The 25,261-nt window shown below is 64.8% G+C and carries 21 protein-coding genes; 12 read left to right on the top strand and 9 right to left on the bottom strand.

The genetic code is table 11. The features are described from left to right. The first annotated feature begins 88 nt into the window (after positions 1–88). Together FJ424_RS05055 and FJ424_RS05050 are read left to right on the top strand one after the other, a co-directional pair. The gene (locus FJ424_RS05055) at positions 89–1,456 is read left to right on the top strand and encodes an aminotransferase (protein WP_140652802.1); all 1,368 of its coding nucleotides are present in this window, start codon (positions 89–91) and stop codon (positions 1,454–1,456) included. Between the two features lie 42 nt (positions 1,457–1,498). Then, on the top strand, positions 1,499–2,932 hold the full coding sequence (locus FJ424_RS05050) for an NAD-dependent succinate-semialdehyde dehydrogenase (protein ID WP_140652804.1): 1,434 nt from the start codon (positions 1,499–1,501) through the stop codon (positions 2,930–2,932). Between the two features lie 21 nt (positions 2,933–2,953). Here the strand turns inward: FJ424_RS05050 and FJ424_RS05045 are convergent, their stop codons facing one another. Further along, complete coding sequence (locus FJ424_RS05045) at positions 2,954–3,634, bottom strand: GntR family transcriptional regulator (RefSeq protein ID WP_140652806.1); 681 nt, start codon at positions 3,632–3,634, stop codon at positions 2,954–2,956. A gap of 81 nt (positions 3,635–3,715) precedes the next feature. Then, on the bottom strand, positions 3,716–4,264 hold the full coding sequence (locus tag FJ424_RS05040) for a VOC family protein (protein ID WP_210239388.1): 549 nt from the start codon (positions 4,262–4,264) through the stop codon (positions 3,716–3,718). A 139-nt stretch (positions 4,265–4,403) separates the two neighbouring features. Between FJ424_RS05040 and FJ424_RS05035 the strand changes: the two genes are divergently transcribed. Beyond that, positions 4,404–5,324, top strand: coding sequence for an aminotransferase class IV (locus tag FJ424_RS05035; protein WP_140652808.1), 921 nt, complete (start codon positions 4,404–4,406; stop codon positions 5,322–5,324). Then, positions 5,321–6,088: an SDR family NAD(P)-dependent oxidoreductase gene (locus tag FJ424_RS05030; RefSeq protein WP_140652810.1), complete on the top strand. Its 768-nt coding sequence runs from the start codon at positions 5,321–5,323 to the stop codon at positions 6,086–6,088. The genes FJ424_RS05035 and FJ424_RS05030 overlap by 4 nt, the downstream gene beginning before the upstream one ends. 3 nt (positions 6,089–6,091) lie before the next feature. On the opposite strand, the gene FJ424_RS05025 is transcribed toward FJ424_RS05030, so the two are convergent. The 3 genes from FJ424_RS05025 to FJ424_RS05015 all read right to left on the bottom strand — a co-directional run bounded on the left by FJ424_RS05025 (position 6,092) and on the right by FJ424_RS05015 (position 10,275). Continuing rightward, positions 6,092–8,278 (bottom strand): dehydrogenase E1 component subunit alpha/beta, encoded by a 2,187-nt coding sequence (locus FJ424_RS05025; protein ID WP_140652813.1) that lies wholly within the window; start codon positions 8,276–8,278, stop codon positions 6,092–6,094. A 183-nt stretch (positions 8,279–8,461) separates the two neighbouring features. Continuing rightward, the gene (locus tag FJ424_RS05020; protein ID WP_140652814.1) at positions 8,462–9,583 is read right to left on the bottom strand and encodes an NAD(P)/FAD-dependent oxidoreductase; all 1,122 of its coding nucleotides are present in this window, start codon (positions 9,581–9,583) and stop codon (positions 8,462–8,464) included. A gap of 2 nt (positions 9,584–9,585) precedes the next feature. Continuing rightward, positions 9,586–10,275, bottom strand: coding sequence for a GntR family transcriptional regulator (locus FJ424_RS05015; RefSeq protein ID WP_140652816.1), 690 nt, complete (start codon positions 10,273–10,275; stop codon positions 9,586–9,588). Positions 10,276–10,439: 164 nt separating this feature from the next. Between FJ424_RS05015 and FJ424_RS05010 the strand changes: the two genes are divergently transcribed. From FJ424_RS05010 to FJ424_RS04975, 8 genes are all read left to right on the top strand, one after another. Further along, the gene (locus tag FJ424_RS05010) at positions 10,440–11,816 is read left to right on the top strand and encodes an aspartate aminotransferase family protein (RefSeq protein ID WP_140652818.1); all 1,377 of its coding nucleotides are present in this window, start codon (positions 10,440–10,442) and stop codon (positions 11,814–11,816) included. A 255-nt stretch (positions 11,817–12,071) separates the two neighbouring features. Next, entirely contained in the window at positions 12,072–13,130 is a 1,059-nt protein-coding gene (gene torT, locus FJ424_RS05005; RefSeq protein ID WP_140652820.1) for a TMAO reductase system periplasmic protein TorT, read from the top strand. A gap of 109 nt (positions 13,131–13,239) precedes the next feature. Beyond that, positions 13,240–14,727, top strand: a complete 1,488-nt coding sequence (locus FJ424_RS05000) for a sugar ABC transporter ATP-binding protein (protein WP_140640378.1) — start codon at positions 13,240–13,242, stop codon at positions 14,725–14,727. Next, positions 14,724–15,749, top strand: a complete 1,026-nt coding sequence (locus tag FJ424_RS04995) for an ABC transporter permease (RefSeq protein ID WP_210239387.1) — start codon at positions 14,724–14,726, stop codon at positions 15,747–15,749. The genes FJ424_RS05000 and FJ424_RS04995 overlap by 4 nt, the downstream gene beginning before the upstream one ends. Further along, positions 15,746–16,735, top strand: coding sequence for an ABC transporter permease (locus FJ424_RS04990; protein ID WP_246677142.1), 990 nt, complete (start codon positions 15,746–15,748; stop codon positions 16,733–16,735). Before FJ424_RS04995 ends, FJ424_RS04990 begins: the two co-directional genes overlap by 4 nt. 26 nt (positions 16,736–16,761) lie before the next feature. After that, positions 16,762–18,822 carry a hydantoinase/oxoprolinase family protein gene (locus tag FJ424_RS04985; RefSeq protein ID WP_140652822.1) on the top strand — a complete coding sequence of 687 codons (2,061 nt, stop codon included), beginning with the start codon at positions 16,762–16,764 and terminating at the stop codon, positions 18,820–18,822. Between the two features lie 26 nt (positions 18,823–18,848). Then, positions 18,849–20,642, top strand: coding sequence for a hydantoinase B/oxoprolinase family protein (locus FJ424_RS04980; RefSeq protein WP_140652824.1), 1,794 nt, complete (start codon positions 18,849–18,851; stop codon positions 20,640–20,642). Positions 20,643–20,851: 209 nt separating this feature from the next. Next, entirely contained in the window at positions 20,852–21,763 is a 912-nt protein-coding gene (locus FJ424_RS04975; protein WP_140652825.1) for a DMT family transporter, read from the top strand. A 32-nt stretch (positions 21,764–21,795) separates the two neighbouring features. Here FJ424_RS04975 and FJ424_RS04970 read toward each other — a convergent pair whose 3' ends face one another. Genes FJ424_RS04970 through FJ424_RS04955 form a run of 4 tightly spaced genes read right to left on the bottom strand, consistent with a single transcriptional unit; the run spans position 21,796 to position 25,148 of the window. After that, positions 21,796–22,497: an RraA family protein gene (locus tag FJ424_RS04970; protein WP_140652827.1), complete on the bottom strand. Its 702-nt coding sequence runs from the start codon at positions 22,495–22,497 to the stop codon at positions 21,796–21,798. Continuing rightward, positions 22,497–23,612, bottom strand: coding sequence for a mannonate dehydratase (locus FJ424_RS04965; RefSeq protein ID WP_140652829.1), 1,116 nt, complete (start codon positions 23,610–23,612; stop codon positions 22,497–22,499). The genes FJ424_RS04970 and FJ424_RS04965 overlap by 1 nt, the downstream gene beginning before the upstream one ends. 2 nt (positions 23,613–23,614) lie before the next feature. Next, positions 23,615–24,400: an SDR family oxidoreductase gene (locus tag FJ424_RS04960; protein WP_140652831.1), complete on the bottom strand. Its 786-nt coding sequence runs from the start codon at positions 24,398–24,400 to the stop codon at positions 23,615–23,617. A 13-nt stretch (positions 24,401–24,413) separates the two neighbouring features. After that, complete coding sequence (locus tag FJ424_RS04955) at positions 24,414–25,148, bottom strand: FCD domain-containing protein (protein ID WP_140652833.1); 735 nt, start codon at positions 25,146–25,148, stop codon at positions 24,414–24,416. Between the last annotated feature and the right edge of the window lie 113 nt (positions 25,149–25,261).

Here is a 25,261-nt window from a genome sequence, read left to right as displayed (position 1 = left end):
TTCGAGTCATCCGACCCTCGACAACTTATAAGTTATAAGATATCTGGTTGAGCCGCAAGGACAATCATCCGCTCTTAGGAAACAGGAAATGCTGCACAATTCGGCTCGGGCAATCGACATGAGCCTGCATCTGCATTCGCAGACGGACCCGCGGCGGCACGAGCAGGATGGGCCGCTGATCATCTCGGGCGGCGACGGCGTCTATGTCCGCGATGATGCCGGAAACCGCTATATCGAAGGCATGGCCGGCCTATGGACGGCATCGCTCGGTTTCAACGATCAGAGATTGGCCGCCGCTGCGGCTGCCCAATTCGCCAAGCTCGCCAACTACCATACGTTCAACCATCGTTCGAACGAGCCCTGCATCGATCTGATCGAGCAGCTCGCGGCGGTCTCGCCAATTCCGGACTGCAGGATATTCCTGGCCAATTCGGGCTCCGAGGCCAACGATTCCATGGTCAAGCTAGCCTGGTACCATCAGGCGGCGCGCGGCAAGCCTGAGAAGCGGCGCATCATCAGCCGCAACGGCGCCTTCCATGGCAGCACGGTGATGGGCGCAGTGCTGAGCGGCCTGCCGCACATGCACCGTTCGTTCGGCATGAACACCGATGACGTCCTCTTTGCCGGCAAGCCGCATTTCTACCGCGAGGCGCGGGACGGGGAGAGCGAGGAGGCGTTCGCCGATCGGCTGATCGCCGAACTGGAGGCGATGATCCTGGCGGCCGGCCCCGAGACGATCGCGGCGATGATCGCCGAGCCGGTGATGGGGGCGGGCGGTGTCGTCGTGCCGCCGCAAGGTTACTTCCCCAAGCTGCGCAAGCTGCTCGACGAGCACGACATCCTGCTTCTGGCCGACGAAGTGGTCTGCGGCTTCGGCCGTACGGGCAATTGGTTCGGCAGCCAGACTTTCGGTTTCAAGCCCGACATGTTCTCGGTCGCCAAGGGTCTGTCCTCGGGCTATCTGCCGATCGCGGCGGTGGTCGTGTCGGACGCGACCTACCAGGCGATCGCGGACGAAGGGCACCGGAACGGCGTCTTTGGGCACGGCTTCACCTATTCAGGCCATCCCGTCGCCTCGGCCGTCGCCGCCGAAGCGTTGCGCATCTATCACGAGATCGATGTCGTCGGCCGTGCCCGGACGCTGGGCGCGCAGATGTTGGAAGCGCTTCGCAACGCGCTTGCCGACCATCCGATGGTCGGCGAGATCCGCGGCGTCGGCCTGCTGGCCGGCATCGAGCTGGTCGCCGACCGGCGCACCAAACAGCGTTTTCCGGCCGAGGCCAGGGTTGGCGCACAGGTCGAACGCGCTTGCCGGCAACGCGGCATCATCCTGCGCAACATGGGCGACGTGTTGGCGCTCTGCCCGCCTTACATCATCGAGCCTGACCAGATCGACGAACTCGTCCGCGCGCTTTTTCTCGCCATCGAAGACACCAGGGAGAGCCTCTCGCTCTGAGGCTTGGCTGCCATGACAATCACCATCAGACAGGACAAAAGCATGTACCCAGAAGTCGAGCTTTTCATCGACGGCAAATGGGGACCGGCGGCTGGCGGCAAGACGCTCGAGGTTCGCAATCCCGCCACCGACGAAGTCATCGGCTCGGTTGCGGTGGCTGGCGCCGCCGATCTCGACCGGGCGCTCGCAGCAGCCGAACGCGGCTTCAAGATCTGGCGCAAGGTCTCGGCCTTCGAGCGCGGCAAGGTGATCCGAGAAGCCGCACGGCTGATGCGCGAGCGTGCCGGCAGGATCGCCGGCCTGCTCAGCCTGGAACAGGGCAAGCCGCTGAGCGAGGCGACGATCGAAGTTCTGGCCTCGGCCGATATCCTCGACTGGTTCGCGGAGGAGGGGCGTCGCACCTATGGGCGCATCGTGCCGGCGAGAGCCAGCAACGTCCATCAACTGGTCGTGCGCGAGCCGGTCGGGCCGGTCGCGGCGTTCACGCCGTGGAACTTCCCGGTGTCGCAGACGATCCGTAAGATCGGCGCCGCGCTCGCCACCGGATGCTCGATCATCGTCAAGCCACCGGAAGAAACGCCTGCCTCGCCCGCCTGCCTTGCCGACGCCTTCAAGGATGCCGGGCTTCCCGACGGCGTGCTCAATCTCGTCTATGGCAACCCGCCGGAGATTTCGAGCTGCCTGATCCCGCATCCGGTGATCCGGAAGGTGTCCTTCACAGGCTCCGTCCCCGTCGGCAAGCAACTCGCGGCGCTCGCCGGCCAGCATATGAAGCGCGTAACGATGGAACTCGGCGGGCATGCGCCGGCGATCGTCTTCGACGACGCCGACCTCGACAACGCGGCGGCCCTGCTGGCGGCTGCCAAGTTCCGCAATGGCGGCCAGGTCTGCGTCTCGCCGACGCGTTTCCTTGTCCAGAAGAAATCCTACGCGCCGTTCGTCGACAAGCTCGTCGGCCATGCGCGCGCCATCAAGGTCGGCGACGGGCTGACCGAGGGCACCCGCATGGGGCCATTGGTCAATGAACGGCGGCTGCAAGCCGTCGAGGCGATGATTTCCGAAGCGGTGGCCGAGGGCGCCAAGCTCGAGACCGGCGGCAAGCGCATCGGCAACAAGGGCGCTTTCTTCGAGCCGACCGTGCTCAGCGACCTGCGCCCCGGCATGCGCATCATGAACGAGGAGCCATTCGGTCCGGTGGCGCTGGCGATGCCGTTCGCGACGTTCGACGAGGCGGTGGCCGAGGCAAACCGGCTGCCCTACGGGCTCGCGGCTTACGCCTTCACCCGTTCGCTGAAGACGGCGACCGAGCTTGGCGCGGAGATCGAGACCGGCATGCTGACGACGAACCATCTCGGCCTGGCGCTGCCGGAAGTACCCTTCGGCGGCGTGAAGGACAGCGGCTACGGTTCCGAAGGCGGCTCGGAAGCGCTGGAAGCCTATCTCGTCACCAAGTTCATCAGCCAGGCGGGATTCTAGTGGTTCCCGCCAGTGCGTGGGCTAGGCGAACATCTCGGTGTGTTGTTCGAGCTGCAGGCGGGTGCGACGGATGTGGCCGTAGAGAATGAGGCCGGCCTGTTCGCCGTCACGCCGCTTCAGCGCTTCGAGGATCAGTCGATGCTCGTGATGCACCGCAGCCATGCCGCCCTTGCCGACCGATGCGGCGAAAGCGCGGCGGTATTGCTGGGTGGTGTTCCAGAATTTGTGGATCATCTGGGCGAGCTGAGGCATTCGCGCGCCCTCATAGCTCAGGAGATGAAACTCGCGGTCGAGCTGCAGGAACTCGTCGATGCCGTCAGCGGCCTCGATGCGCGAGACGAGGTCTTCCAGGCGCGCAAGCGTTTCGGGCGAAAGGTTGGCGCTGCTTTCGGACAGCGCCAGCGGCTCCAACCGCTCGCGGATCTTGTAGATCTCGATGCATTCGGCGCGGTCGAGCTTGGAAATCCAGGCGCCGCTGTTGGGCACGAGGATGACCAGCCCCTCGCTTTCCAACTGCCTCAGCGCCTCGCGCACCGGAATGCGGCTGATACCGTACTCTTCGGCGAGCTCCTCCTGGCGGACGCGGCTGCCCGGCCGCAGCCGCCCCGACAGGATGGCGTCGCGCAGCGCATCGGTGACGCGGCCGCTGGCCAGGGCGGCGCCGTTGCCCTCGGTTCCGCCGCTTGTGCGTCTGCCGGCCATGATCTCAATTCCCCGCATCGTGTCGATCCCGAAGATGTTAGTGCATCGGTGAGCGGGTGGGAATCGGCACGAACCAACCACTCACAGGTGAGGGCTGGCGGGATGCCAGAGCCGGCGGTCCGTCTCGCGCTCATAGGCCTTGCCCTCGGGGAAGGAGACCAGCTCGAGCTGCATGCCCCAGGGGCTCAGGAAATAGACCCAGCTCTGACCGGCGCTCGGCCCCTCGATGCGCACCGTCGGCTCGCCGAGCACACGCACGCCATGCGATCTGAGATAGGCGACAGCCTCGCCGATATCGTCGACATAGAAGGCGAGGTGGTGTCCGCCGACGTCACTGTTGCGGGGCTGGGTGCCGTTCCGGCCGGGGGCGGAATATTCGAAGATCTCGAAGTTGGAGCCGTGACGGCAGCGCAGGAATTTGAGCCGCTTCATCACCGTCCGGGGGTGGACGTTGAGATGGGTTTCCATCCAGTCGCCGTCGGACTGGAAAGGCCCGAGCTCGTAGAACGGCTCGCAGCCGATCACCTCGACGAAGAAACGGACGGCTTCGTCGAGATCGGGCACGGTGAAACCGATATGCTCGGTGCCGCGCAGTCCGGGCAGGCCTTTCATGGTATCCGTCGCTTCCATGCTCATGATCGGTACGATATCTCGCAATTCCTGCGGAAACGTATCCAATTGATGGCCTTTGGCAAGGGAAATAGCCGTTCTGGCCGAATAAATCGACGTCATTGTATCCAATACTAGCGCCGCTTTGGAGGAGGTTTGCATGAACGACAGGACAGCCTACGATCCCGCATTGGGCATAGCCTTTGTCAACGGAAGCTACGTGCCGCTCGCCGAGGCCACGATCCCGATCACCGACCGGGGTTTCGTCCGGTCCGATTCGACCTATGACGTCACCCATGTCTGGAAGGGCCGCTTCTTCAGGCTCGACGATCATCTCGAGCGCTTCCTGGCTTCGATGCGCGCCCTGCGCATGAGCCTGCCGCTGTCCAAGGCGGAAATGGCCGATATCCTCGTCGAATGCGTGCGCCGCAGCGGACTTCGCGACGCCTATGTGCAGATGACCTGCACACGCGGCGTGCCGCCGGCAGGCACGCGCGATCCGCGGCTTTGCCAGAACCGGTTCTATGCCTTCGCGCAGCCTTTCGTCTGGATCGCCAATGACGAGCAGCGCCGCGACGGGCTGAAGATGGTGGTGAGCTCGGTGCAGCGCATCCCGCCCGAATCGCTCGATCCGCGCATCAAGAATTTCCACTGGCTCGATCTCACCATGGGCATCTTCGAGGCCTACGACAAGGACGCCGTCGTCGCCGTGCTCAACGACGGCAAGGGCAATGTCACCGAAGGCGCGGGCTTCAACGTCTTTTCGGTGAAGGGCAATGTCGTCGCGACGCCGGACCGCGGCGTCTTCGAGGGCATGACGCGCCGCACGGTGATCGAGATGGCCGGCGAAGCAGGCGTGACCTGCGAGGTGCGGCCGCTGCCGATCGAGGAACTGCGCGACGCCGACGAGATCTTCATCTCCAGCTCCGCCGGCGGCATCATGCCGGTGACGGTGCTTGACGGCCGCATCTACGGCAACGGCAAGCCCGGACCGATCACCAACCGCATCCACGATCTTTACTGGGCAGCACACAGGGCGGGTCCGCTCTGCACGCCGGTCAGTTACGAGACGGCCGCATGAGCGCGCAAGCACAACGCGTCTTCCTGGTGACCGGCGGCACGCGCGGTATCGGCGCGGCCTGCGTCGAGCGGCTGGCGGCGGATGGCGCGCGGGTCGTCTTCACCGGGCGCGACCGGGCCGCCGCCGATGATGTAGTTGCAGCGGTTCCCCGTGCGGTCTTTGCCGCCGGCGACGCGACTAGCGAGGCCGACTGCAAGCGCGCGGTCGACGTCGCGCTGGAGCTTGGCAGGGGCCGTATCGCCGGCCTGGTCAACAATGCCGGCGCCGGCGGGCGCGGCGCCTTCGACCGGACGACGCTCGACGATTGGAACAGGACGATGACGGCCAACGCGACCTCGGCATATCTGTTCACGCGTCATGCGCTCGCGGGCCTGCGGGCCGCTCGCGGCGCCGTGGTGACGATCTCGTCGGTGGCCGGCCTGGTCGGCGAGGAGGGGCTTGCGATCTACACCGCCTCCAAGGCAGCGCTGATCGGTCTGACACAAGCGCTGGCGCTCGAATATGGCTCGGAGGTGCACTTCAACGCTGTCTGCCCGGGTCAGATCGCAACGCAGATGATGGCAAAGACGCTGGCCATTCCGGGCCGGCGCGAGAAGCTGGAAAAGCGCATTCCCGCGGCGCGCCTCGGCACACCGGAAGATGTCGCGGAGGCGGTCGGCTGGCTGCTGTCTCCCGCGGCGGGCTTCGTCAACGGTGCGGTGCTCAGCGTCGACGGTGGCGAGACCGCCGGCTTCATGACGCCGCGCGACGATCCGAAGGCCTGACTTTCAGCCAAGCGGCCGACCTTGGTCGGCCATCGCCTGGCGCAAGCCGCGCTCGATATCGGCGGGCCGCGCGCATGCGGCGGCCTCAAGAACCTTGGAGATACTAGGCGAAGCCTCGCCGCCATGGACACGCTGGATCGGCTGGTCGAGCCAGTCGAAGCAGCGGTTCTGGATCTCGGCGGCGAGCAGGCCGCCATAAGACGTGCCGCGCGCGCCTTGCTCGACCACCAGCACATTGCCGGTCTTGCGGATCGAAGCTTCGATGGTCTTCCAGTCCAGCCCGGCGCGATCGAGCGAGCGCAGGTCGATGATCTCGGCGTCGACACCGAGACGTTCGACCGCTTCAAGCACTGGCCGCACCATGGCGAGGTAGGTGAGGATCGTCATGGCCGTGCCCTGGCGCACCACCTTGGCCTTGCCGAGAGGGATGAAGTAATCGAGGTCGTCGATCGGCGCCGGTCCGGTCGAATTGTAGAGATCGACATGCTCGATGACGAGCACCGGGTCCTTGCAGCGCAGGGCGCTGTTCATCAGGCCGACATAGTCGAAGGGCGTCGAAGGGGCGACGATGCGCCAGCCGGGCGAGGTGGCGAAGATGCCGGCCGGATCCATGGAGTGCTGCGAACCGTAGCCGGTGCCCATGGCGACCTTGGTGCGCAGCACCAGCGGCACGTCGATATCGCCGCCGAACATGTGGCGCGCCTTGCCGATCTGGTTGAAGATCTGGTCGGCGGCCACCCACATGAAGTCCGGATACATGAACTCGACAACCGGAATATAGCGGCCATCCATGGCGATGCCGCCGCCGAGCCCGGTAAAGGCGGCTTCGCTGATCGGCGTGCCGAGCACCCGGTCCGGGAAAGCGGCGGCAAGACCGCGCGTCGCGCCGTTCGTACCGCCCTTCAGCCGATGCACATCCTCGCCCATGATCACGATCCGGTCGTCCGTCGCCATGCGCCGCTGCATCACATTGGCGACGGCGTCGATGAATTTGGCGTTGCCGTCGATCGCGCCGCCGAAGGTTTCCAATTCCTCGGTGCGCGTCCTCGCGAATTCCGAGAGGTCGCCGCGTATGCCGTGGTCGCGGAAACCTTCGTCCGGCCAGAGCGCGGGCTTGATGCGGTTTTTGCCGTCCACCTGCTCGACGAGTTCGGCGGCGACATCGGCCATCAGCGCAAGCGCGCGTTCGCGCAGAGCGGCAACGCCCGAGCTGCCGATGATCTGACGCTGTTCCATTTCGCTCGCCAGCCGGTCGAGCGGGTCGCGCGCCCGCCAGGCCGCTTCCTCCGCCTTGTCGCGATAGCCGAAGGCGCTGCCGGGCAGAGGGCCGTTCTGATGGAAGTAGCGATAGACGTCAGCCTCGATGATGGCCGGCCCGCCGCCGTTTCGCATCAGCTCCATGGCTTCCTTCGTCGCAAGATAGACGGCGAGGGGATCCATGCCGTCGACTTTCCAGGCGGGAATGGCGAAGGCCGATCCGCGTGCCGACAGGCGCGGCTCGGCGGTCGCTTCCTCGACATGGGTCGAGACGGCATAGCGGTTGTTCTCGATGAAGAAGCAGAGCGGCAGCTTCCAGGCGGCGGCGATGTTCATCGTCTCCAGCACCGAGCCGATATTGACCGCGCCGTCGCCGAAATAGGCAAAGGCGACGTCGCCTTTGCCGGCCCGCTTGTGCGCCCAGGCGGCACCGGCCGCCAGCGGCACGCCGCCTCCGACGATCGCGTTGGTGCCGAGATTGCCGGCCTCGGCCCAGCGCAGATGCATCGAGCCGCCGCGTCCCCGGCAAAAGCCTTGCGCCAGGCCGAGGATCTCGGCGAGCGACCTCTTGGCCAGACCGCGGATTGCCGATGAGAACTCCGCCGCGGGCAAGAGGCCGTCGGGCGCGACATAACGGATCGACTTGGCGAGAAACTGGTGATGCGCGCGATGGGATCCATTGATCTGATCGCCAGCGCGCATCAACGCGGCCGAGCCGACGGCGCCGCCTTCCTGGCCGACCGCGGAATGGGCCGGACCGTGCACCAGGCCCAGGCCGGCGAGCTCCAGCACTTTCTCCTCGAAGGCGCGGATGAGATGGGCCGAAACCAGCATCGATTCCAGCGCGGTCGGATCGGCGTCGTCCCAGTCGGCGCGTGTCGTGCGCAGTTCGCGCCAGGGGGCTGATGGGGCCAATGTTGCGTAGTCGGGCATCAGGACTTCCTGGCGGGCTCGCGGCTGGGTTGAGAAGCGTATTGGATACGATATAGACGTTTATTGCCTTTTGAAAGGCGAAAATTGCCAAAATAGGTTTGCCATTGGATACAATGAATATGTCAGCTTTCGTCGCGGTAGGCGCGGGTACCGACCGGCCTTGAATGCTGCGCGTCGGCGCCGTCAGTCCGCCTCAGGCGCGAGAATGCGTGTCACATGTTCGGCAATCGCCAGGCTAGAGGTCAGGCCGGGGCTTTCGATGCCGAACAGATTGACCAGCCCGGAGCTTTCATGGGTCGTGGCATCCTGGATGACGAAGTCGCTGTTTTCTTCACCGGGGCCGGAGAGTTTCGGCCGAATGCCGCTATAGGCCGGCTGCAGGCTGTCGTCGGCCAGATCCGGCCAGTATTTGCGGATCGCATCGTAGAAGCGTTTGCCGCGCGCCGGATCGACGCGGTAGTCGAGCGTGTCCGTCCATTCGACGTCGGGCCCGAACCGAGCCGTGCCGCCGAGATCAAGTGTCAGGTGGACGCCAAGCCCGCCCGGTTCAGGCACCGGGTAGACCAGCCGCGAGAAGGGCGCCCGGCCCACCACCGAGAAGTAATTGCCCTTGGCGTAGCGAAGCGTCGGCAAAAACCGCCGGTCGAAGCCTTCGAGCGAGCCCGCCAGCGCAACGGCGCCGAGGCCGGCCGCGTTGACGAAGCGCGACGTCGCGATCTCGAAACCCTCGCCGCTTGCCGTGTCCATCGTCTGGAGCACGATGCGGCCGGCATCGATGCGGCCCGAAACGATGCGCGTGTTGAGCGACAACATGGCGCCGCTTTCCTCGGCGTCGCCGAGCAAGGCGAGCATGAGCGCGTGGCTGTCGATGATGCCGGTGGAGGGCGATAACATGGCTTTCGTGCAATGAAGCGCCGGCTCCAGGGCCTGCGCTTCAGCCGCGGTAACGAAGCGCAAATCTTCCACGCCGCAGGCTGCGGCGCTGGCGCGGATCGCGGCAAGCACGGGTTCTTGGGCCTCGTCGGTTGCGACGATCAGCTTGCCGGAGCGCCGATGCGGGATAGCGCGTTCCGCGCAGTAGCGGTAGAGCATGTCGCGGCCGGCGACGCAGAGCCGGGCCTTCAGCGATCCTTGCGGATAGTAGATGCCGGCATGGATCACTTCCGAATTGCGCGAGCTCGTCTCGGTGCCGATGGCATCCGCCGCCTCGACGATGAGCGTGTCCAGGCCGCGCGCGGCCATCTTGCGCGCAATCGCCAGACCGACGACGCCGGCACCGGCGACGATGCAGTCGATCTGTTCCATTCTCAGCCCGCCTTGGCCGTGTCGGCGGCGCGCCTGCTGAACAGCCGTTCGAGAATCACGTTTCCGCCCTCGGTGATGTCGGCGATGATCGCACGTTCGGCGGCATCGGCATCTTTCCTTTCGACCGCGGCGAGCACTGCGTGGTGATTGTCGATCATGGTCCTGCCGCCTTCATGATAGGATTCCGCAATCAGGGGACCCATCTGCAGCCACAGCCGGTTCAGGATGCCGCGTAGCACAACCATGTCGCCGATGTCGGCAAGCGCGAAATGGAAGGTCTGGTTGAGCTCCAGCGCTTCCGTCCAATTCCTCTCGGTAATGGCGCTTTCGTTGCGGGCAATCAGATCGCGCAGCCGCTCGACATCCCTGGCCGTCGCCTTGAGCGCGGCCTCGCGCGCGGCGAGGCCTTCGAGCTTCAGCCTGATCTGGCGGATCTCCCGATAGCGTTCCAGCGTGATGATGGGCACGCGCACCTCGCGCGCCGATTTCTGCACCAGCGCCTCGTCCTGGATCAGGCGCAGGATCGCATCCCGCACCGGCGTGACGCTGGTTCCGAGCGATTGGGCGAGGTCGCGGATGGTCAGCCTGGCATCCGGCGCGAAGCGTCCCTTGACCAGCGCCTCGGCGACGCGCGCATAGACGGTCTCGCCGAGATTTTCGCGCTCGAGCGTTTCGAAGCTGAAGCTCGCCATGCCGTTCCCGTCCCATTTTTGGCTGCCGGCCCAAAAGGGCTTGACAGTATATCTTATAAGAAACATGATGCATCAAACAGCATAAAGCAAGAGGGAACTGCGACCCTTGGACGAGGGGGAGGCAGGGCAAATTCCCGCTTGGACGCCTGCAGACAGGAGCCGTGATGGACGCCAGACCGAATTCCCCCGAAGCCCGCGACATCCGCTATCACCTGCATGGCTATACCAATGCCCGCAAGCATCAGGAGACGGGTCCGCTGGTCATCGAAAAGGGCGATGGCATCTATGTCGAGGACATTGCAGGCAATCGCTACATCGAGGCGATGGCGGGCTTGTGGAGCGTCGCCGTCGGCTTCTCGGAAAAGCGTCTGGTGGACGCTGCGACAAGGCAGATGTCGAAGCTGCCCTTCTATCACGACTTCGGCTCGAAGGCGCATTCGCCGCTGATCGACCTTGCCGAGCAGCTGGTGCAGATGGCGCCGGTGCCGATGAGCAAGGCCTATTTCACCAATTCCGGCTCCGAGGCCAACGATACCGCGATCAAGATGATCTGGTATCGGTCGAACGCGCTCGGCCAGCCGGCGCGCAAGAAGATCATCAGCCGCAAGCGCGGCTATCATGGCGTCACCATCGCCTCGGCGAGCCTGACCGGGCTGCCCAACAATCATCTCTCCTTCGACCTGCCGATCGCCAATATCCTGCACACGTCGACGCCGCATCATTGGCGCGACGCCCAGCCCGGCGAGAGCGAAGAGCAGTTCTCCGCACGGCTCGCCGACGAGCTGGAACAGCTGATCCTTGCCGAGGGGCCCGAAACGATCGCCGCCTTCATCGGCGAGCCGATCATGGGCGCCGGCGGGGTCGTCGTTCCGCCCGCCGGCTATTGGGAAAAGATCCAGGCGGTGCTGTCGAAATACGACATCCTGCTGGTGGCCGACGAGGTCATCTGCGGCTTCGGCCGCACCGGCGAGATGTTCGGTTCGCAGACATTCGGCATCAAGCCCGACATCATGGTGCTGTCGAAGCAGATTTCCTCCTCCTACCTGCCGATCTCGGCGCTCATCATCAACGACAAGGTGTTCGAGCCGATTGCCGACGAGAGCGACCGCATCGGCACGTTCGGCCACGGCTTCACCGGCGGCGGTCATCCGGTCGCCGCGGCCGTGGCGCTGGAGAACATCAAGCTGATCGAGGAGCGCGACCTGGTCGGCAATGCGCGCAAGGTCGGCGCGCATCTGCAGGCGCGGCTCAACAAGCTCGCCTCGCATCCACTGGTGGGCGAAGTGCGCGGCGTCGGTCTCATCGCCGCCGTCGAGCTCGTCGCCGACAAGGCAAGCAAAGCGCCGTGGGGCAAGCCGGCGGCGCTCGGCGCGCTGGTCAACGGCTTTCTGCAGCAGAACGGCGTCATCTCGCGCAATATGGGCGACGCGATCGCCTTCTGTCCGCCGCTGATCATCACCGAAGCGCAGGTCGACGCCTTGGTCGATGCTTTCGAGCGTTCGCTCGACGCCGCCCTGCCGCAGGTTCGGGCGCAGGGCTAAGCCAGCCTATGCAGTCGAAACGACCTGTCGGGTGAGCGGCCCGTCGTGCATTGACACATAAGATATACGATGTAAGTTGCGGATTGTGTGAGCTGAATAGGCTGAATGGATACATTTATGCGAAATTCAGCGTTTGGAGTTTGAAATTCCAACGAAGAAGTGGCAGATTGGATACAAAACTGATCGGGCTAAACCGGTCGATCGGGTCAACAACTCCAGGCCCTCCAAGGGCAGCTGTTCAAATGGGAGACTGATATGAGTGGATTGAAGAAGTCACTGGCTTTGGCGCTGTCGGCGACGGTGCTGTCGGCCGGAATGGCACATGCCGCCGACTGGTGGCCGTTCAAGATCGCCTCGGCGAAGGATGGCGACCTCAAGAACGTGGGAGAGATCGAATACAAGCCGCTCGACAAGGCAGAGAAGCCCTGGAAGCTCTGCGTGCTCTTCCCGCATCTGCAGGACAGCTATTGGGTGTCGGTGGACTACGGCCTCGTCGAGGAGGCCAAGCGCCTGGGCGTCAAGGTGACGGTGCTGCAGGCGGGTGGATACACCGCGCTGCCGAAGCAGATCTCGCAATATGACGACTGCGTTGCGGCGGGCGCCGACGCCATCCTGATCTCGGCGATCTCGGAAGCCGGCGTGGCAGCCAAGATCAACGAGGGCATGGGCAAGGGCATCGTCAACATCGCCGTCGCCAACCCGATCCTCGAGACGCCGATCACCGCCCGCATCACGCCCGATTTCTACCAGAAGGGCTTTCAGACCGGCGAGTATGTGAAGAAGTTCCTCGGCGACAAGCAGGGCACCGCCGTGGCGTTCCCGGGCCCGCAGGGCAGCGGCTGGGCCGAAACCTACATGAACGGCTTCCGCGACAGCACCAAGACCGGCAACATCAAGCTGGTCGGCGAAATGTTCGGCGAGGCCAGCGTGCCGGCGCAGCTCAAGCTGGTCGAGGATGCGCTGCAGACCCATCCGGACGTCAACGTCATCTGGGGCGGCGCGCCGACGGCGGAAGCCGCGATCGGCGCCGTCGCCGACGCCGGCCTGAGCAACGTGACGATCATGTCCTCCTACGAGAACCAGACCATGCTGAAGGCCGTCAAGGACGGCTCGGTGCTGGGCTTCGCCACCGAGTATCCGGTCATCATGGGACGCATCGGCGTCGACCTCGCGGTTCGCGCGCTGGAAAAGAAGGATCACGAGAAGGTCCTGCTGGTTGCCCCCGGCATCGTTACCAAGGACAATGTCGACAAGATCGACACGACCCAGATCTTCGCGCCGGACAACTGGCGCCCCGAGTTCTCGGTCGAATAGCGTAGCCGCTTACGCGGCCCGCACATCGCGGTTGGATCGCGATCCTCCCGGCCTGGCCGCTTCGTCGGAAGCGGTCAGGCGACTTAGCTCGCCAGCCTTGGGTTTTTGGATGCTGGAAGTTACAGGGTTCACCAAGAGATTCCGCGGCATCGCCGCGCTCGACAATGTCGACTTCTCCCTCAATGAGGGCGAGGTCCACGCGCTGCTTGGCGAAAACGGCGCCGGCAAGTCGACGCTCATCAATCTCATCGCCGGCACCTTCCCGTGGGCGGAAGGCGTCTACCGCATCAATGGCCGCACCATCACGAGCCTGACGCCGCAGGTGGCGCAGGAGATCGGCATCGCCGCCGTTTTCCAGGAATTCAGCCTGGTGCCCGACCTCACAGTGGTCGAGAACATCTTCCTCGGCCGCGAGCAGTCGTCCGGCCTGTTCCTCAAGCGCAAGCAGATGCGGCAGGCGGCGGCGGAGCTGCTGGACAGTCTCGGCTTCCATCTGCCGCTCGACGAGAAGGTCGCCTTCCTGTCGCGCGCGCAAAAACAGATGGTCGAGATCGCCAAGGCGTTGCGCATGCGGCCGAAGGTGCTGATCCTCGACGAGCCCACGGCCTCGCTCACCGACGGCGAGGCGGAAAAGCTCTTCAATGCCGTAGCGCTGCTGAAAGCGCGCGGCGTCGGCATCATCTATGTCTCGCATCGCATGAGCGAGATCCGCAATCTCTCCGACCGCGTCACCGTGCTGCGCGGCGGCAAGAAGATCGGCACGGTTGTCACCGCTGAAATTTCGGACGAGGGCCTGATCGAGATGATGGTCGGCCGTCCGGTCGAGCAGCTGTTTCCGAGGATCGAGCACAAGCCCGGCCCGGTCAGGCTCGAGGTGCGCGACCTTACAACCGAGAAGCGCTCTGTCATCGGCGCTTCCTTCACGGCGCGGGCGGGCGAGGTGGTCGGCCTTGCCGGTCTCGTCGGCTGCGGGCGCAGCGAACTTTGCCGCGCCGTCTTCGGTCTCGAGACCATCGAGGCCGGCGCGATCATGCTGGGCGACAAGGCGGTCGAGCGGCCGACGCCCACGTCGATGCTCGCCGCCAATGTCTGCTATTTCCCGGCCGACCGCGGCTCGGAGGGTCTGGCGCTGGCGCGCTCGGCGCGCGAGAACGCAACCATGAGCTCGCTCGACCTGCCGGAACTGTCGTCCGGGCCGGTGCTGAAATTCTGGCGCGAGAACGAGACGATCAAGACGCCGCTCGCCAATCTTGCGCTCAGACCCATGGCGCCCGAGCGCAAGGCGTCCGCCTTCTCCGGCGGCAACCAGCAGAAGCTGATGCTGGCGCGCGGGCTGATGAAGCCGTTCGACGTCTACCTATTCGACGAGCCGACCGTCGGCATCGACGTCGGCGCCAAGGCCGATGTCTACAACCTCATCAAATCGCTGGTCGAGGCCGGCGCCTCGGTGGTGGTCTCGACATCCGAATTGCCGGAGCTGATCAATCTCGCCTCGCGTGTCTATGTCATGCATGAAGGCAAGGTGGTCGCCGAGCTTGCCCAGCACGAGCTCAGCGAAGCCCAGGTCCTGTCCCACTATTTCGGAGGGCGCGCATGAGCTCGGAAACGGCGACCATGACCGTTGCCAACGCGCCATCGCATCGCGCCAGCCGGCTCGACCGCTTCCTCATGCAGGGCGGCATCGTCATCACCTTCCTGATCGTGGCGGTGGTCGCGACCGCACTGATCGAGCCGCGCTTCCTCAACCGGCTCAACCTGCTCAACGTCATGCGCAATTTCGCGCTGCTGCTCATTCCGTCGCTGGCGCAGATGCTGGTGATGACGGCCGGCGGCTTCGACCTCTCCGTCGGCGCGGTGGTGGCGGCGACCTCGGTGGTGACGGCTGCCGTGATGCTCGTCGGCAGCGGCTATTTCCCAGGCATGGAGCTGGTCGTCATCCTTGCCTCGCTGGTCATCGCGCTCGGCGCCGGCGCGCTTGTCGGGCTGGTCAATGCCGGGCTTGTGGCGACCTTCTCGCTCTCGCCCTTCATGGTGACGCTGGCGATGATGTCGGTGCTGATGGGCATCGCGCTCTATTTCACACAAGGCATCCCGATCTACGGCGTGGCCGACTTCTTCATCGCCAATGTCGGACGCGGCCAGTTTCTGGGCCTGCCGATCGTGCTCTGGGTCGGGTTGGCGGTGCTTGCCGCCTGCATCGTCATGCAGCGCTTCACCGCGCTCGGCCGCCATATCTATGCGGTCGGCAGCGACCAGCGCTCGGCGCGCTTGTCGGGTGTCGCCACCGGCCGCACGCTGATGGCGGCCTATATGCTTGCCGGCCTGCTCGCCGCGCTCACCGGCTTCCTGATGACGTCGCGGCTCGGCTCCGGCCAGTCGACGATCGGCGGAACCCTGGCGCTCGAAACCATTGCCGCCGCCGTCATCGGCGGCGTCTCGCTGCGCGGCGGCGTCGGCCGCGCAGAACTGGTGGCGCTCGCAGCGCTGTTCCTGTCGGTCATCGCCAACGCGATGAACCTGGTGCAGGTCGACAGCAAGTACCAGACGCTGGTGCTCGGCGCCGTCTTGATCATAGCCTTGGCCATCGAACGGCTTCTGCTGAGGAAGCGGCAGTCATGAGCATGGAGGCCAAGACACAACCGATGGCTCAGAGCTCCGGCCTTTCGCTGAAAGAGATCTTGCGCGCGGCGCGCCTGCCGATCGCCATTGTCGTTGTCCTCATCCTGTTCGGCCTGGTCGAGCCGCGTGTTCTGTCCCTCGGCAATTTCCGCAACATCGCGCTGCAGGCGAGCTATCTTGCGATCTTCGCCATGGCGCAGACCATGGTGCTTCTGACGCGCGGCTTCGATCTTTCGCTCGGCTACACCGTCTCGCTGGTCAGCGTCGCCGCCTCGATGGCGATGGTGGCAATGGGCGGCGGCGATGTCTCGATCCTCTACGGCGTCGGCGCCGCGGTGCTGATCGCCGGTGCGATCGGCCTCGCCAACGGCGTGCTGATAGCCGGCATCGGCATCAACCCGCTGGTGACGACGCTCGGCATGGCCAACATGGTGCTGGCCTTGGCCTCGACGATCAGCGGCGGCTTCCCCGTTACCGGCCTGCCGAAGAGCCTCACCGCCGAATTCGCGCAGGGATCGCCGCTCTCGATTCCGATGCCGATCTGGATTGCCGCCCTGGTGTTCGTGCTCTTGTTCCTCGTGCTCAAGGCGACGCGCTTCGGCCGCAGCCTCTACATCATCGGCGCCAATCCAAGGGCGGCGGTCGCGGCGGGCATTCGCACCGTGCCGGTGCTGGTGCTGGCCTACACGCTATGCGCGCTGCTTGCCGCGCTCGGCGCGCTTCTGCTCACCGCGCGCACCGGCTCGGGTGAGCCCAATCTCGGCGGCAATCTCACATTGGAGGCGATCGCGGCCGCCGTGGTCGGCGGCGTGCGCCTTTCCGGCGGGGAGGGTGGCGTGGGCGCGGCCGTGCTCGGCGCGCTGTTCGTCACCGTGCTCTCCAACGGCATGAACCTCGTCCAGATCGACGGCTATCTGCAGCAGATCTGCCTGGGCGTCATCATCATCGTCAGCCTGATCGTCAATCGCGACGAAGCCAGGCGCTGATACTCCAACCTCTTCGGGAAGCTCGTATGGCCTATCAAGTTTGCATCGATATCGGCGGCACCTTCACCGACTGCCTTGTCTCGAACAGCAAGGGCGAGATCGCCATCTTCAAGTCGCCGACGACGCCCGGCGAATTCGAAAAGGGCTTCATCAACGTGCTGCATGTCGCGGCTGAGGGCTACGGCCTGAGCGGCGCCGACTTCATGAAGCAGATCGACCTCGTCGTGCACGGCTCGACCGTGTCGACCAACGCGCTGGTCGAGCGCAAGACGGTCAAGGTCGGCCTCATCCTGACCGCCGGTCACCAGGACATACTGGTGTTGCGCGAAGGTCCGCGCAAAGGCGCTTTCCAGTGGCGGCTGAACTATCCCGATCCCTATGTGCCGCGCCATCTCACCAAGACCGTCGCCGGCCGTATCGATGCCCGCGGTCGCGAGCTCGCGCCGCTTTCGCCGGATGACGTGCGCAAGGCCGCCGCCGAGTTTCGCGGTCTCGGCGTCGAGGCGATCGCCGTCGGCCTGCTGTGGTCGGTGGTCAATCCGGCGCATGAGCTCGCCGTGCGCGAGATCCTGAACCAGGAGTTGCCCGGCATCCCGGTGACGCTCAGCCATGAGATCAACCCGATGCCGCGTGAGTACAAGCGCATCATCGCGGCCGCGATCGATGCTTCCATCAACCCGATCGTGCGCACCTATATCGAGAAGCTGAAGACGGCGCTCGACGAGGAAGGTTTCGAAGGCGAGCTGCTGCTTGCCAACTGCGTCGGCGGCATGATGCCGTTGGCCGACATGATCCGGAAGCCGATCTACAGCGTCATGTCCGGTCCGACGCTGGCGCCGATGGCGGCGCTGGCGCTTTCCGACGAGCCCGACATCATCGTCGGCGACATGGGCGGCACGACCTTCGACGTCTCGGCGCTGCGCGACCACCAGATCATCGTCACGCCCGACAGCATGATCCACGACGATTCGCTCGGCATTCCCAAGGTCGATGTGCGCTCGGTCGGCGCCGGCGGCGGCTCGATCGCCTTCGTCGATGAAGGCGGCCTGCTGCAGGTCGGCCCGCGCAGCGCGGGCGCCCGACCGGGTCCTGCCTGCTACGGCCAGGGCGGCACCGAGCCGACAGTGACCGATGCCAATGTCGTGCTCGGCATCGTCGATCCGGATTATTTCCTCGGCGGCAAGATGCAGCTGAAGCGGGAGCTGGCGGAGGCGGCGGTCGACAAGATCGCGATGCGGCTCGGCGTGTCGCGGCAGGAGGCGGCCTACGCGATCTACACCACCAGCAATCACAACATGGTGGCGGCGATCGAAGAGATCACGGTGCGCGAGGGCATCAATCCGCGCGACTCCTTCTTCGTTTGCGGCGGCGGCGCCACCGCCATCCACATCGCCGAGATGGCCGACATCCTCGGCTTGAAGCGCTACATGGTGCCGCGCTTCATGGCCGGCCTCAGCGCTTTCGGCGGCCTGATCTCCGACATCCGCTCCGAAGAGAGCGCGGTGCTGCTCACCTCCGATGCCGACTTCAACGTCGCCGGCGTCAACGATGCGCTGAAGCGGCTGAAGCAGGCTGGCAACTACTTCCTCGCCGAAGCCGGCGTCGCGGTGGAGAATCGTCAGTTCGAGTTCTCCTTCCTCGGCCGTTACGAATACCAGTCCTTCGAGATCGAGGTCCCGTTCGAGGCAAAGGACGGCATGGTGTCCGAGGGCGATCTGCCGGGTCTAGTCGAAGCCTTCCACAAGATGCATGAGCGCATCTATTCGATCCGCGCCGACAATGACGTCGTCGAGTTCACGGCCTGGAAGCTGCGCGCCATCGGCAAGCGCTCCGGCCAAGACATCTGGCAGAAGAACACGCTGCCCGACCAGGTCGGCGCCATCGACCGGAAGGCCAAGCGCGGGATCTACCAGCAAGAGAGCGGGCGTGTCGAAACGGTGCCGGTCTACGAACTTGCGCAGTTGCGCGCGGGTGCGCAGGTTGCCGGCCCCTGCCTGGTCGAGGCCGAGACCTTCACCGCCTATCTCAAGGACCAGCACCAGGGCCAGATCGACCGTTACGGCAATCTCGTCGTGAACATCGCCTAGTCAAATCTACACAAGGGAACGATCCTATGGACTCCATCAACAGGCTCGAACTCGACGTCGCGGAACGGCGGGTCGACCCCTTTCTGATGTCGGTGCTGAAAAGCCGCTTCGAGGCGATCGTGCGCGAGATGACGCTGGTCGTCATGCGCGCCAGCCGCTCGGCCGTGATCAAGAACGCGCGCGACTTCTCCTGCGCCATCCTGACCTACGATCATCGGCTGGTCTCGGTCGAAGACGCGCTGCCGATCCACGTCATGTCTATGGACATGGCGACGCGGCCGCTGACCGACCTGTTCGACGACATCACGCAGGGCGACATCTTCCTCAACAACTGCCCCTACACCGGCGGCACCCATCACGCCGACCTGATCATGGCGATGCCGGTGTTCTTCGACGGCGAGCCGCTGTTCTGGGTCGTGGCGCTGTCGCACCACGCCGATACCGGCGCGCCGGTGCCGTCGACCTATCTCCCTTTCGCCAAGAACATCTTCGAGGAGGGGATGCATTTCCCTTGCGTGCGCGTCGCGCAGAACTACGAGGAGAAGAAGGACATCCTGCGCATCGGCACGATGCGCAACCGCGTGCCGGACATGTGGCTGGGCGACGTGCGCGCGCAGATCGGCGCCTGCCGCACCGGCGAGCGCCGCATCGGCGAATTGTTCGCGCGCTACGGCCGCGACACCATCCTCGGCTTCGTCGAAGACTGGTTCGACTACGGTGCGCGCTGCGCCAAGGCGGCGATCGCCAAGCTGCCGGCCGGCAGCTACAGCTACGAGACGCGCCATGACCCGGTGCCCGGCGTCGCCGACGAAGGCATTCCGGTCAGGGTGACGATCAATGTCGATCCGGAAAAGGGCGAGATCGTCGTCGACGTGCGCGACAACCTCGACAATGTGCCGGGCGGGCTCAACCTGTCGGAAAACACCGCAACAGGCTCCTGCCGGATCGGCGTTTTCAACAATCTCGACGAGAGCATTCCGCACAATGAGGGCGCGAAGTCGCAGATCAAGGTGCTGCTGCGCGAGGGAAGCGTCGTCGGCAAGCCGAAATATCCGGTCGGCACTTCGGTCGCCACCACCAACGTCAACGACCGCCTGATGATTGCCGGCAACTGCGTCTTTTCGCGCATGGGCGCGCCTTACGGCCAGGCCGAGAGCGGCTCGCACCTGCCGGCCGGCGTCGGCGTCATCTCCGGCGAGGATCCGTTCAAGCACGGCAAGTCCTATGTCAACCAGGTCTTCGTCGGCTATGCCGGCGGCGGCGCCCGCCATGGCTTCGATGGCTGGCTGACCTATTGCGGCCCGGCCAATGCCGGCCTCATTCAGCTCGACTCGGTCGAGGTCGACGAATCGATGTATCCGATCGTCATCGAGCGCCGTGGCGTGCTGCCTGGATCGCAGGGTTTCGGCGAGTTCGAGGGCGCGCCGGCGACCGGCGGCGTCTTCTATCCGCTCGACCACGACATGACGATCGTCTACGCCGCCGACGGCACCAGCTTCCCGCCGCGCGGCGTGCTGGGGGGCGGCGACGGCAAGGAGAGCGAGACGATCAAGCTTCGGGCCGACGAGAAGATCGTGTTGCCGGCCTTCAGCGAAGAGACGATCGAGAATGGCGCCCGTATCGAGTTCACCGCCTGCGGCGGCGGCGGTTACGGCGACCCGCTGAGGCGCGATCCGAAGCGTGTCGCGGCAACCGTCAATCGCGGCTGGCTGAGCCGCGAGGATGCCGAGACGGTCTACAAGGTGGTTCTGGTCGATGCCGACGAGCCTGGCCTGCTCAAGGTCGACGAAGCCCGTACAGCCGCCCTCAGAACCGTTTGACTCCGATAGAGCGTTTCACCGTTTCACGGAAACGGCGAACCGCTCTATCCCTTTGTTTTTACGCAATTCCGGACGGAAGGTTACGGCGAAGACGCCGAACTTAACCGCTCACACTTTTCCTGGAATTGCTTAGGCGCGGAACTGGTCTGCGAGAGACCTCGAATTCCGGGCCGGTGGTTGGAGAGGGAGCGCCTGCCCGGCGGTGTGCGATGCATGACGACCGACCCGTGCCGAGCCGCGGCCTGCCACCGATAGACGCTGCTCTTCTGCTCCTGGCAGCAGCGATCTATGGCGGCATCTTTCCGATCAACCGGCTGGCCGCCGAGACGCAATGGCCGCCTGTGGGTTTCGCCTTTGCCCAATCGCTTGCGGCAGGCGTGATCCTGGCTCTGGCGGCGGTAGCCGCCGGCGGTCGGTTCGCCGTCACCATCGGGCAGATGCGCACGTACCTGATCATGGGCGGCCTGGTGGTTGGCCTGCCGATCGGCATACTGGTGTCGGCCGCTCCGCATGTCGACGCCTCGGTGCTCACTCTGGTGCTTTGCCTATCTCCCATATTCACCCTCGCCATCGGCGCGCTGGCGGGCCTTGATCGCTTCGATTGGCGCACTTTCGCCGGCATGATGCTCGGAGTGGCCGGCGTGGCTGTCCTCGCGCTGCCCGGTGTAGGCGTTGTCGGCTCGGACGGCATCGTTTGGTTTCTGGTGGCCCTCATTGCCCCGGTCATGTTCGCTGCCGCCAACAATTGCGCCAAATGGCTGCGCCCCGAAGGTGCGTCCTCCGTAATGATGGCGGCCGGAACGTTGCTGGGAGGGGCCGTCGTTGCCGGCGTTGTCATGCTTGCGCTCGGCGGTGCGGCGTTGCCGTCCGAGTGGACGGGCAGGACCGCGATGCCGCTCGTCCTGGCGACGGCGATCAATGCCGTCTTCTTCGTCCTGTTCTTCGTATTGGTCGCTCGCATCGGGCCGACGCGCTTTTCGGTCTTCAACTATCTGGCCGTGGCCGCCGGCATCCTCTGGAGTCTGGCCGTCTTCGACGAACGACCGGCCGCCTCGTTCTGGGTGGCCCTGTTCCTGATGCTTGCAGCCATGTACCTGGTGCTGTCGCGCAAGCTCGACTGACCATCTGGTTACCCCTGGTCGGCCACGGCCTTTCACATGATGCCGAAGGTCTTGTAAGCATCCACCGCGCTCATTCCCTCGCGGATCGCCTTGGCCACGCGTTTTTCTCCGCGGACTTTTTCGAGGGCCAGGCGCACCACCTCTTCCTCGGCTTCAGCGGGGACAACAAGGACACCTTCCTTGTCGCCGAACAGCAGCGTTCCCGGCTCTATGCGCACGCCGCCGATTTCGAGCGCGCAGCGATAGTCGACGACCTTGCCGCGCACGCCCTGGTCCTGCGCGTAATAACCGGTGCAAAAGCAGGGAAATCCCAGCGCCTTGATGCCATCCGTGTCGCGGGCGAAACCGTCGACCAGCGCGCCATGCGCGCCGAGGATCTTCGCGCGGGTCGACATCAACTCGCCCCACAGCGCGTAGCGGGCCGAGGCGCCGCTGGCGACGTAGATTTCGCCGGGCTTCAGATCGTCCAGCGCTTCGAACATCAGCCCGAAGGGCTTTGCCATCAGCGGATTGCGCGTCGGCCCGTCGGAAGGAAAGATATCGGTCTCGAGCACCGGCATGGCCCGGCCGAGCAGGCGCGTGTTCTCGTCGACAGGCTTGAACACGGGCGGCAGGAACTGATGCTGCAGCCCCAGCGTGTCCATTACGTCGCCGACCACCGCAACGAAGAGTTCGGTTTCGAACAGGCGGTACATTTCGCCGTCGTCGGCATAGAGGCGCGTCGATCTGGTCATCAGGCTTGCATCCGGATGTTGGTGGATTGAATGGTCCGCGAAGGTCCCAGCGCTGCGGCATTCTGCACCAGCGCGCGCATATAGCCGAGCGCAAAGGCCTTCCCCGCGTGCCAGGGCGCGTCGCAGGACATTTCCGGCGTGTGGTCGGGGATGATGACGCCCTCATAGTTTTCGTCGCGCAGGATGCGGACGATCTCGGCCATGTCGATGTCGCCGTCGTCGACGAAGGTCTCGTGATAGTTCGGCACCTTGCCGCGCACGTTGCGAAAATGGATGTAGCCGATGCGCTTGCGTCGGGCGAAGCGCCGGACATGCCCGTAAATCTCGTCGGCGCCCGGCATTTCCTGCAGCGAGCCGAGACAGAGCTCCAGCCCGTTGGACGGTGAATCGACGATTTCCATCAGCCGGTCGTATTTTTCCGGCCGGTTGACGAGCCGCGCCGCGCCCCGCAGCGCTTCGGCCGGCGGATCGTCCGGATGCGCGGCGAGCACCACGCCGGCTTCCTCGGCTACCGGAACGACTTCCCGCAGGAAGGCGCCGAGCCGCTGCCAGAGCTCATCGCTGCTCACCGTCACCGGCGCGGCGGCCGGTCGGCCGGCGCGGTAGCGCATGTTCCAGACCACGCCGTCGGGGAGGGGCAAATCGGGGTCGATGGCCGCAAGGTCGAGCCCAACCGACATAGCCTCGCCGCGCGCGAAGGGCCCGCGCGACCAGCCCCAGACACCGGCGATGGAGAAGTTGTAGCCGATGCACGGGATGCCGGCGCGGCCGGCATCCTGGACAAGCCGCTTCAGCCCTTCGATCTGCTTCGCCCTGTCGGGACCATCGAGCAAAATGTCGGACCAGAAGCGCGGCGAGAAATTCTCGATCGCGGCGATTTCCAGCCCGTTGTCGCGCACGGTCCTGACCAGGCCGGCGAAGTCCTCGTAGTTCCACAGCGCATCGGTGGAACAATCGCCCCAGCCTTCCGTCTCGCTGCCGGCCGACAGCGAAGGATCACGCCCGCGAAAATAATTGGTGAGGTGGGCAACGATGTGGGTGGCGCCCGCCTGGCGGGCGAAGCGGAAATTGTCCGGTGTCAGCGACTCCCGGTAAAGGCCAAGTCCGATCTTCATGGTCATTTCACGCCAATGCCAGCGGTCAGGCCGCCATCTATTTTGTAGTCCGCGCCGGTGCAGAAGCCGGCCTTGGAAGAGCACAGAAAGGCGATGAGTTCCGCCACTTCCTCAGGCTCGCCGATGCGGCCGAGCGGATGCGCCGCGCCGAAGCGCCTGTAGGCTTCCTCGACGTCGGCATCGCTGCCGTTTTCGCCACGCGCTGCTTTCTCGAGGATCGGCGTGCGAATCGAGCCGGGGCTGACCGAATTGACCCGGATGCCGGCGGCCGCATAGTCGAGCGCCAGCGAACGCGTCAGCGTGTGGATGGCGCCTTTGGTGGTGGCATAGGCGGCGACATCCTGCTGGCAGGCGAAACCCTGCACCGAGGCGACGTTGACGATCGCCCCGCCGCCGCGCTTGATCATTTCCGGGATGCCGAAATGGGCGGTCAGATAGATCGAGCCGACATTGACCGTCATCGCCTTGTTCCAGGTTTCCCAGTCGGTCGTCGTGGCGGTTCCATAGGGATGGACCGCCGCTGAATTGACGATCACGTCGAGGCCGCCGAAGCGCGCCACGCCGGCAGCGACGGCGTCGCGGACCTGGCCTTGCACGGAGACGTCGGTGTCCACGACCAGCGTGCCGGCCCCTGAGCTTCCCAGCTCCGCTCGCATCGCGGCATTGGCCGAGCGATCGATGCCGCAGGCGACGATCGCGGCGCCCCCGGCGGCAAGGCGCCTGGCGGTTGCGAGACCAATCCCGGTCGTCCCGGTCACCAGCGCGACTTTGCCTTCAAAATCCTTCATTGCGGGAACTCCCTCAGTCATTGTCGGAAGCCGGTTCTTCCGGCAGGAATCGCAGGGCGAAATCGAGATGGCGGCTCATCAGATAGGCGTAAGCCAGCCTGTCGCGTGCGCGCAGCGCGGCTATGATCTCGCCATGCGCGGTACGGGTGTCGGCCAGCACCGGGCGCATTTCCTTGCCGATGGTCATGATCCGCAGGATCACGGGCGACAGGAAGGAATACATGTCGGTGAGCATGCGGTTGTCCGCCAGCCCGATCAGCGCCCTGTGGAAATTGAAATCGTTCTCGGCGGCTTCCTCGATCGAGCGGCTGTCGACGATCCGGGCATTGATCTCATCGAGCGCCTCTATCTGCTCGCTCGTGGCATTGAGCACGATGTGGTCGCCGATGCCGACCTCGATGATGCGCCTAAAACCCTGGATGTCGGCAAAGGACGAGCGCGAAACATCCATGTGGGCGGCGAAGAAATTCTGGATGGCGATGCTCTGCCCGTCGGCGAGCACCGCGCCGACGCGCGGTTTGGGCTCGATCAGTCCATAGGTGCGGATGGTGCGCAACGCCTCGCGCACCGTGTTGCGGCTGGCGCCGGTGATCTCGCTGAGCTCGCGTTCCGTCGGCAGCACGTCGCCGACATTGAGCTGTCGCGCGCGAATAAGGTCGAGGATCCGTCCTGCCGCAGTGTCGACCGCGGAGCTGCCGCCAGCGCGGCGGGCGCCGGCATTGTCGCGTCCCTGAGGGTTTTCCGACATCGATCCTCCTAATTGTTGGACCAACATATCGTATGATTTGTCGAAAACAACCGGTTTTGGCTTGATTCCCTAGTGAATTTTCTGGATCTGATCCAAGGAAGTAGCCGCTCACG

Origin of the sequence: Mesorhizobium sp. B3-1-8 (assembly GCF_006439495.1) — a bacterium.
In the GTDB taxonomy this organism is placed as follows: Bacteria; Pseudomonadota; Alphaproteobacteria; order Rhizobiales; family Rhizobiaceae; genus Mesorhizobium.
This window is presented reverse-complemented; position numbering and strand designations above follow the sequence as displayed.

Bases quoted from the DNA above. Each gene is read 5' to 3' on its own strand.
- FJ424_RS04985 (WP_140652822.1), top strand. From the start codon at position 16,762: ATGGCCTATCAAGTTTGCATCGATATCGGCGGCACCTTCACCGACTGC.
- FJ424_RS05030 (WP_140652810.1), top strand. From the start codon at position 5,321: ATGAGCGCGCAAGCACAACGCGTCTTCCTGGTGACCGGCGGCACGCGC.
- FJ424_RS05010 (WP_140652818.1), top strand. From the start codon at position 10,440: ATGGACGCCAGACCGAATTCCCCCGAAGCCCGCGACATCCGCTATCAC.
- FJ424_RS04995 (WP_210239387.1), top strand. From the start codon at position 14,724: ATGAGCTCGGAAACGGCGACCATGACCGTTGCCAACGCGCCATCGCAT.
- FJ424_RS04990 (WP_246677142.1), top strand. From the start codon at position 15,746: ATGAGCATGGAGGCCAAGACACAACCGATGGCTCAGAGCTCCGGCCTT.
- FJ424_RS05025 (WP_140652813.1), bottom strand. From the start codon at position 8,278: ATGCCCGACTACGCAACATTGGCCCCATCAGCCCCCTGGCGCGAACTG.
- FJ424_RS04965 (WP_140652829.1), bottom strand. From the start codon at position 23,612: ATGAAGATCGGACTTGGCCTTTACCGGGAGTCGCTGACACCGGACAAT.
- FJ424_RS05055 (WP_140652802.1), top strand. From the start codon at position 89: ATGCTGCACAATTCGGCTCGGGCAATCGACATGAGCCTGCATCTGCAT.
- FJ424_RS04955 (WP_140652833.1), bottom strand. From the start codon at position 25,148: ATGTCGGAAAACCCTCAGGGACGCGACAATGCCGGCGCCCGCCGCGCT.
- torT (WP_140652820.1), top strand. From the start codon at position 12,072: ATGAGTGGATTGAAGAAGTCACTGGCTTTGGCGCTGTCGGCGACGGTG.
- FJ424_RS04960 (WP_140652831.1), bottom strand. From the start codon at position 24,400: ATGAAGGATTTTGAAGGCAAAGTCGCGCTGGTGACCGGGACGACCGGG.
- FJ424_RS05035 (WP_140652808.1), top strand. From the start codon at position 4,404: ATGAACGACAGGACAGCCTACGATCCCGCATTGGGCATAGCCTTTGTC.
- FJ424_RS04975 (WP_140652825.1), top strand. From the start codon at position 20,852: ATGCATGACGACCGACCCGTGCCGAGCCGCGGCCTGCCACCGATAGAC.
- FJ424_RS05000 (WP_140640378.1), top strand. From the start codon at position 13,240: ATGCTGGAAGTTACAGGGTTCACCAAGAGATTCCGCGGCATCGCCGCG.
- FJ424_RS04980 (WP_140652824.1), top strand. From the start codon at position 18,849: ATGGACTCCATCAACAGGCTCGAACTCGACGTCGCGGAACGGCGGGTC.
- FJ424_RS05015 (WP_140652816.1), bottom strand. From the start codon at position 10,275: ATGGCGAGCTTCAGCTTCGAAACGCTCGAGCGCGAAAATCTCGGCGAG.
- FJ424_RS05020 (WP_140652814.1), bottom strand. From the start codon at position 9,583: ATGGAACAGATCGACTGCATCGTCGCCGGTGCCGGCGTCGTCGGTCTG.
- FJ424_RS05045 (WP_140652806.1), bottom strand. From the start codon at position 3,634: ATGGCCGGCAGACGCACAAGCGGCGGAACCGAGGGCAACGGCGCCGCC.
- FJ424_RS05050 (WP_140652804.1), top strand. From the start codon at position 1,499: ATGTACCCAGAAGTCGAGCTTTTCATCGACGGCAAATGGGGACCGGCG.
- FJ424_RS05040 (WP_210239388.1), bottom strand. From the start codon at position 4,264: ATGGAAGCGACGGATACCATGAAAGGCCTGCCCGGACTGCGCGGCACC.
- FJ424_RS04970 (WP_140652827.1), bottom strand. From the start codon at position 22,497: ATGACCAGATCGACGCGCCTCTATGCCGACGACGGCGAAATGTACCGC.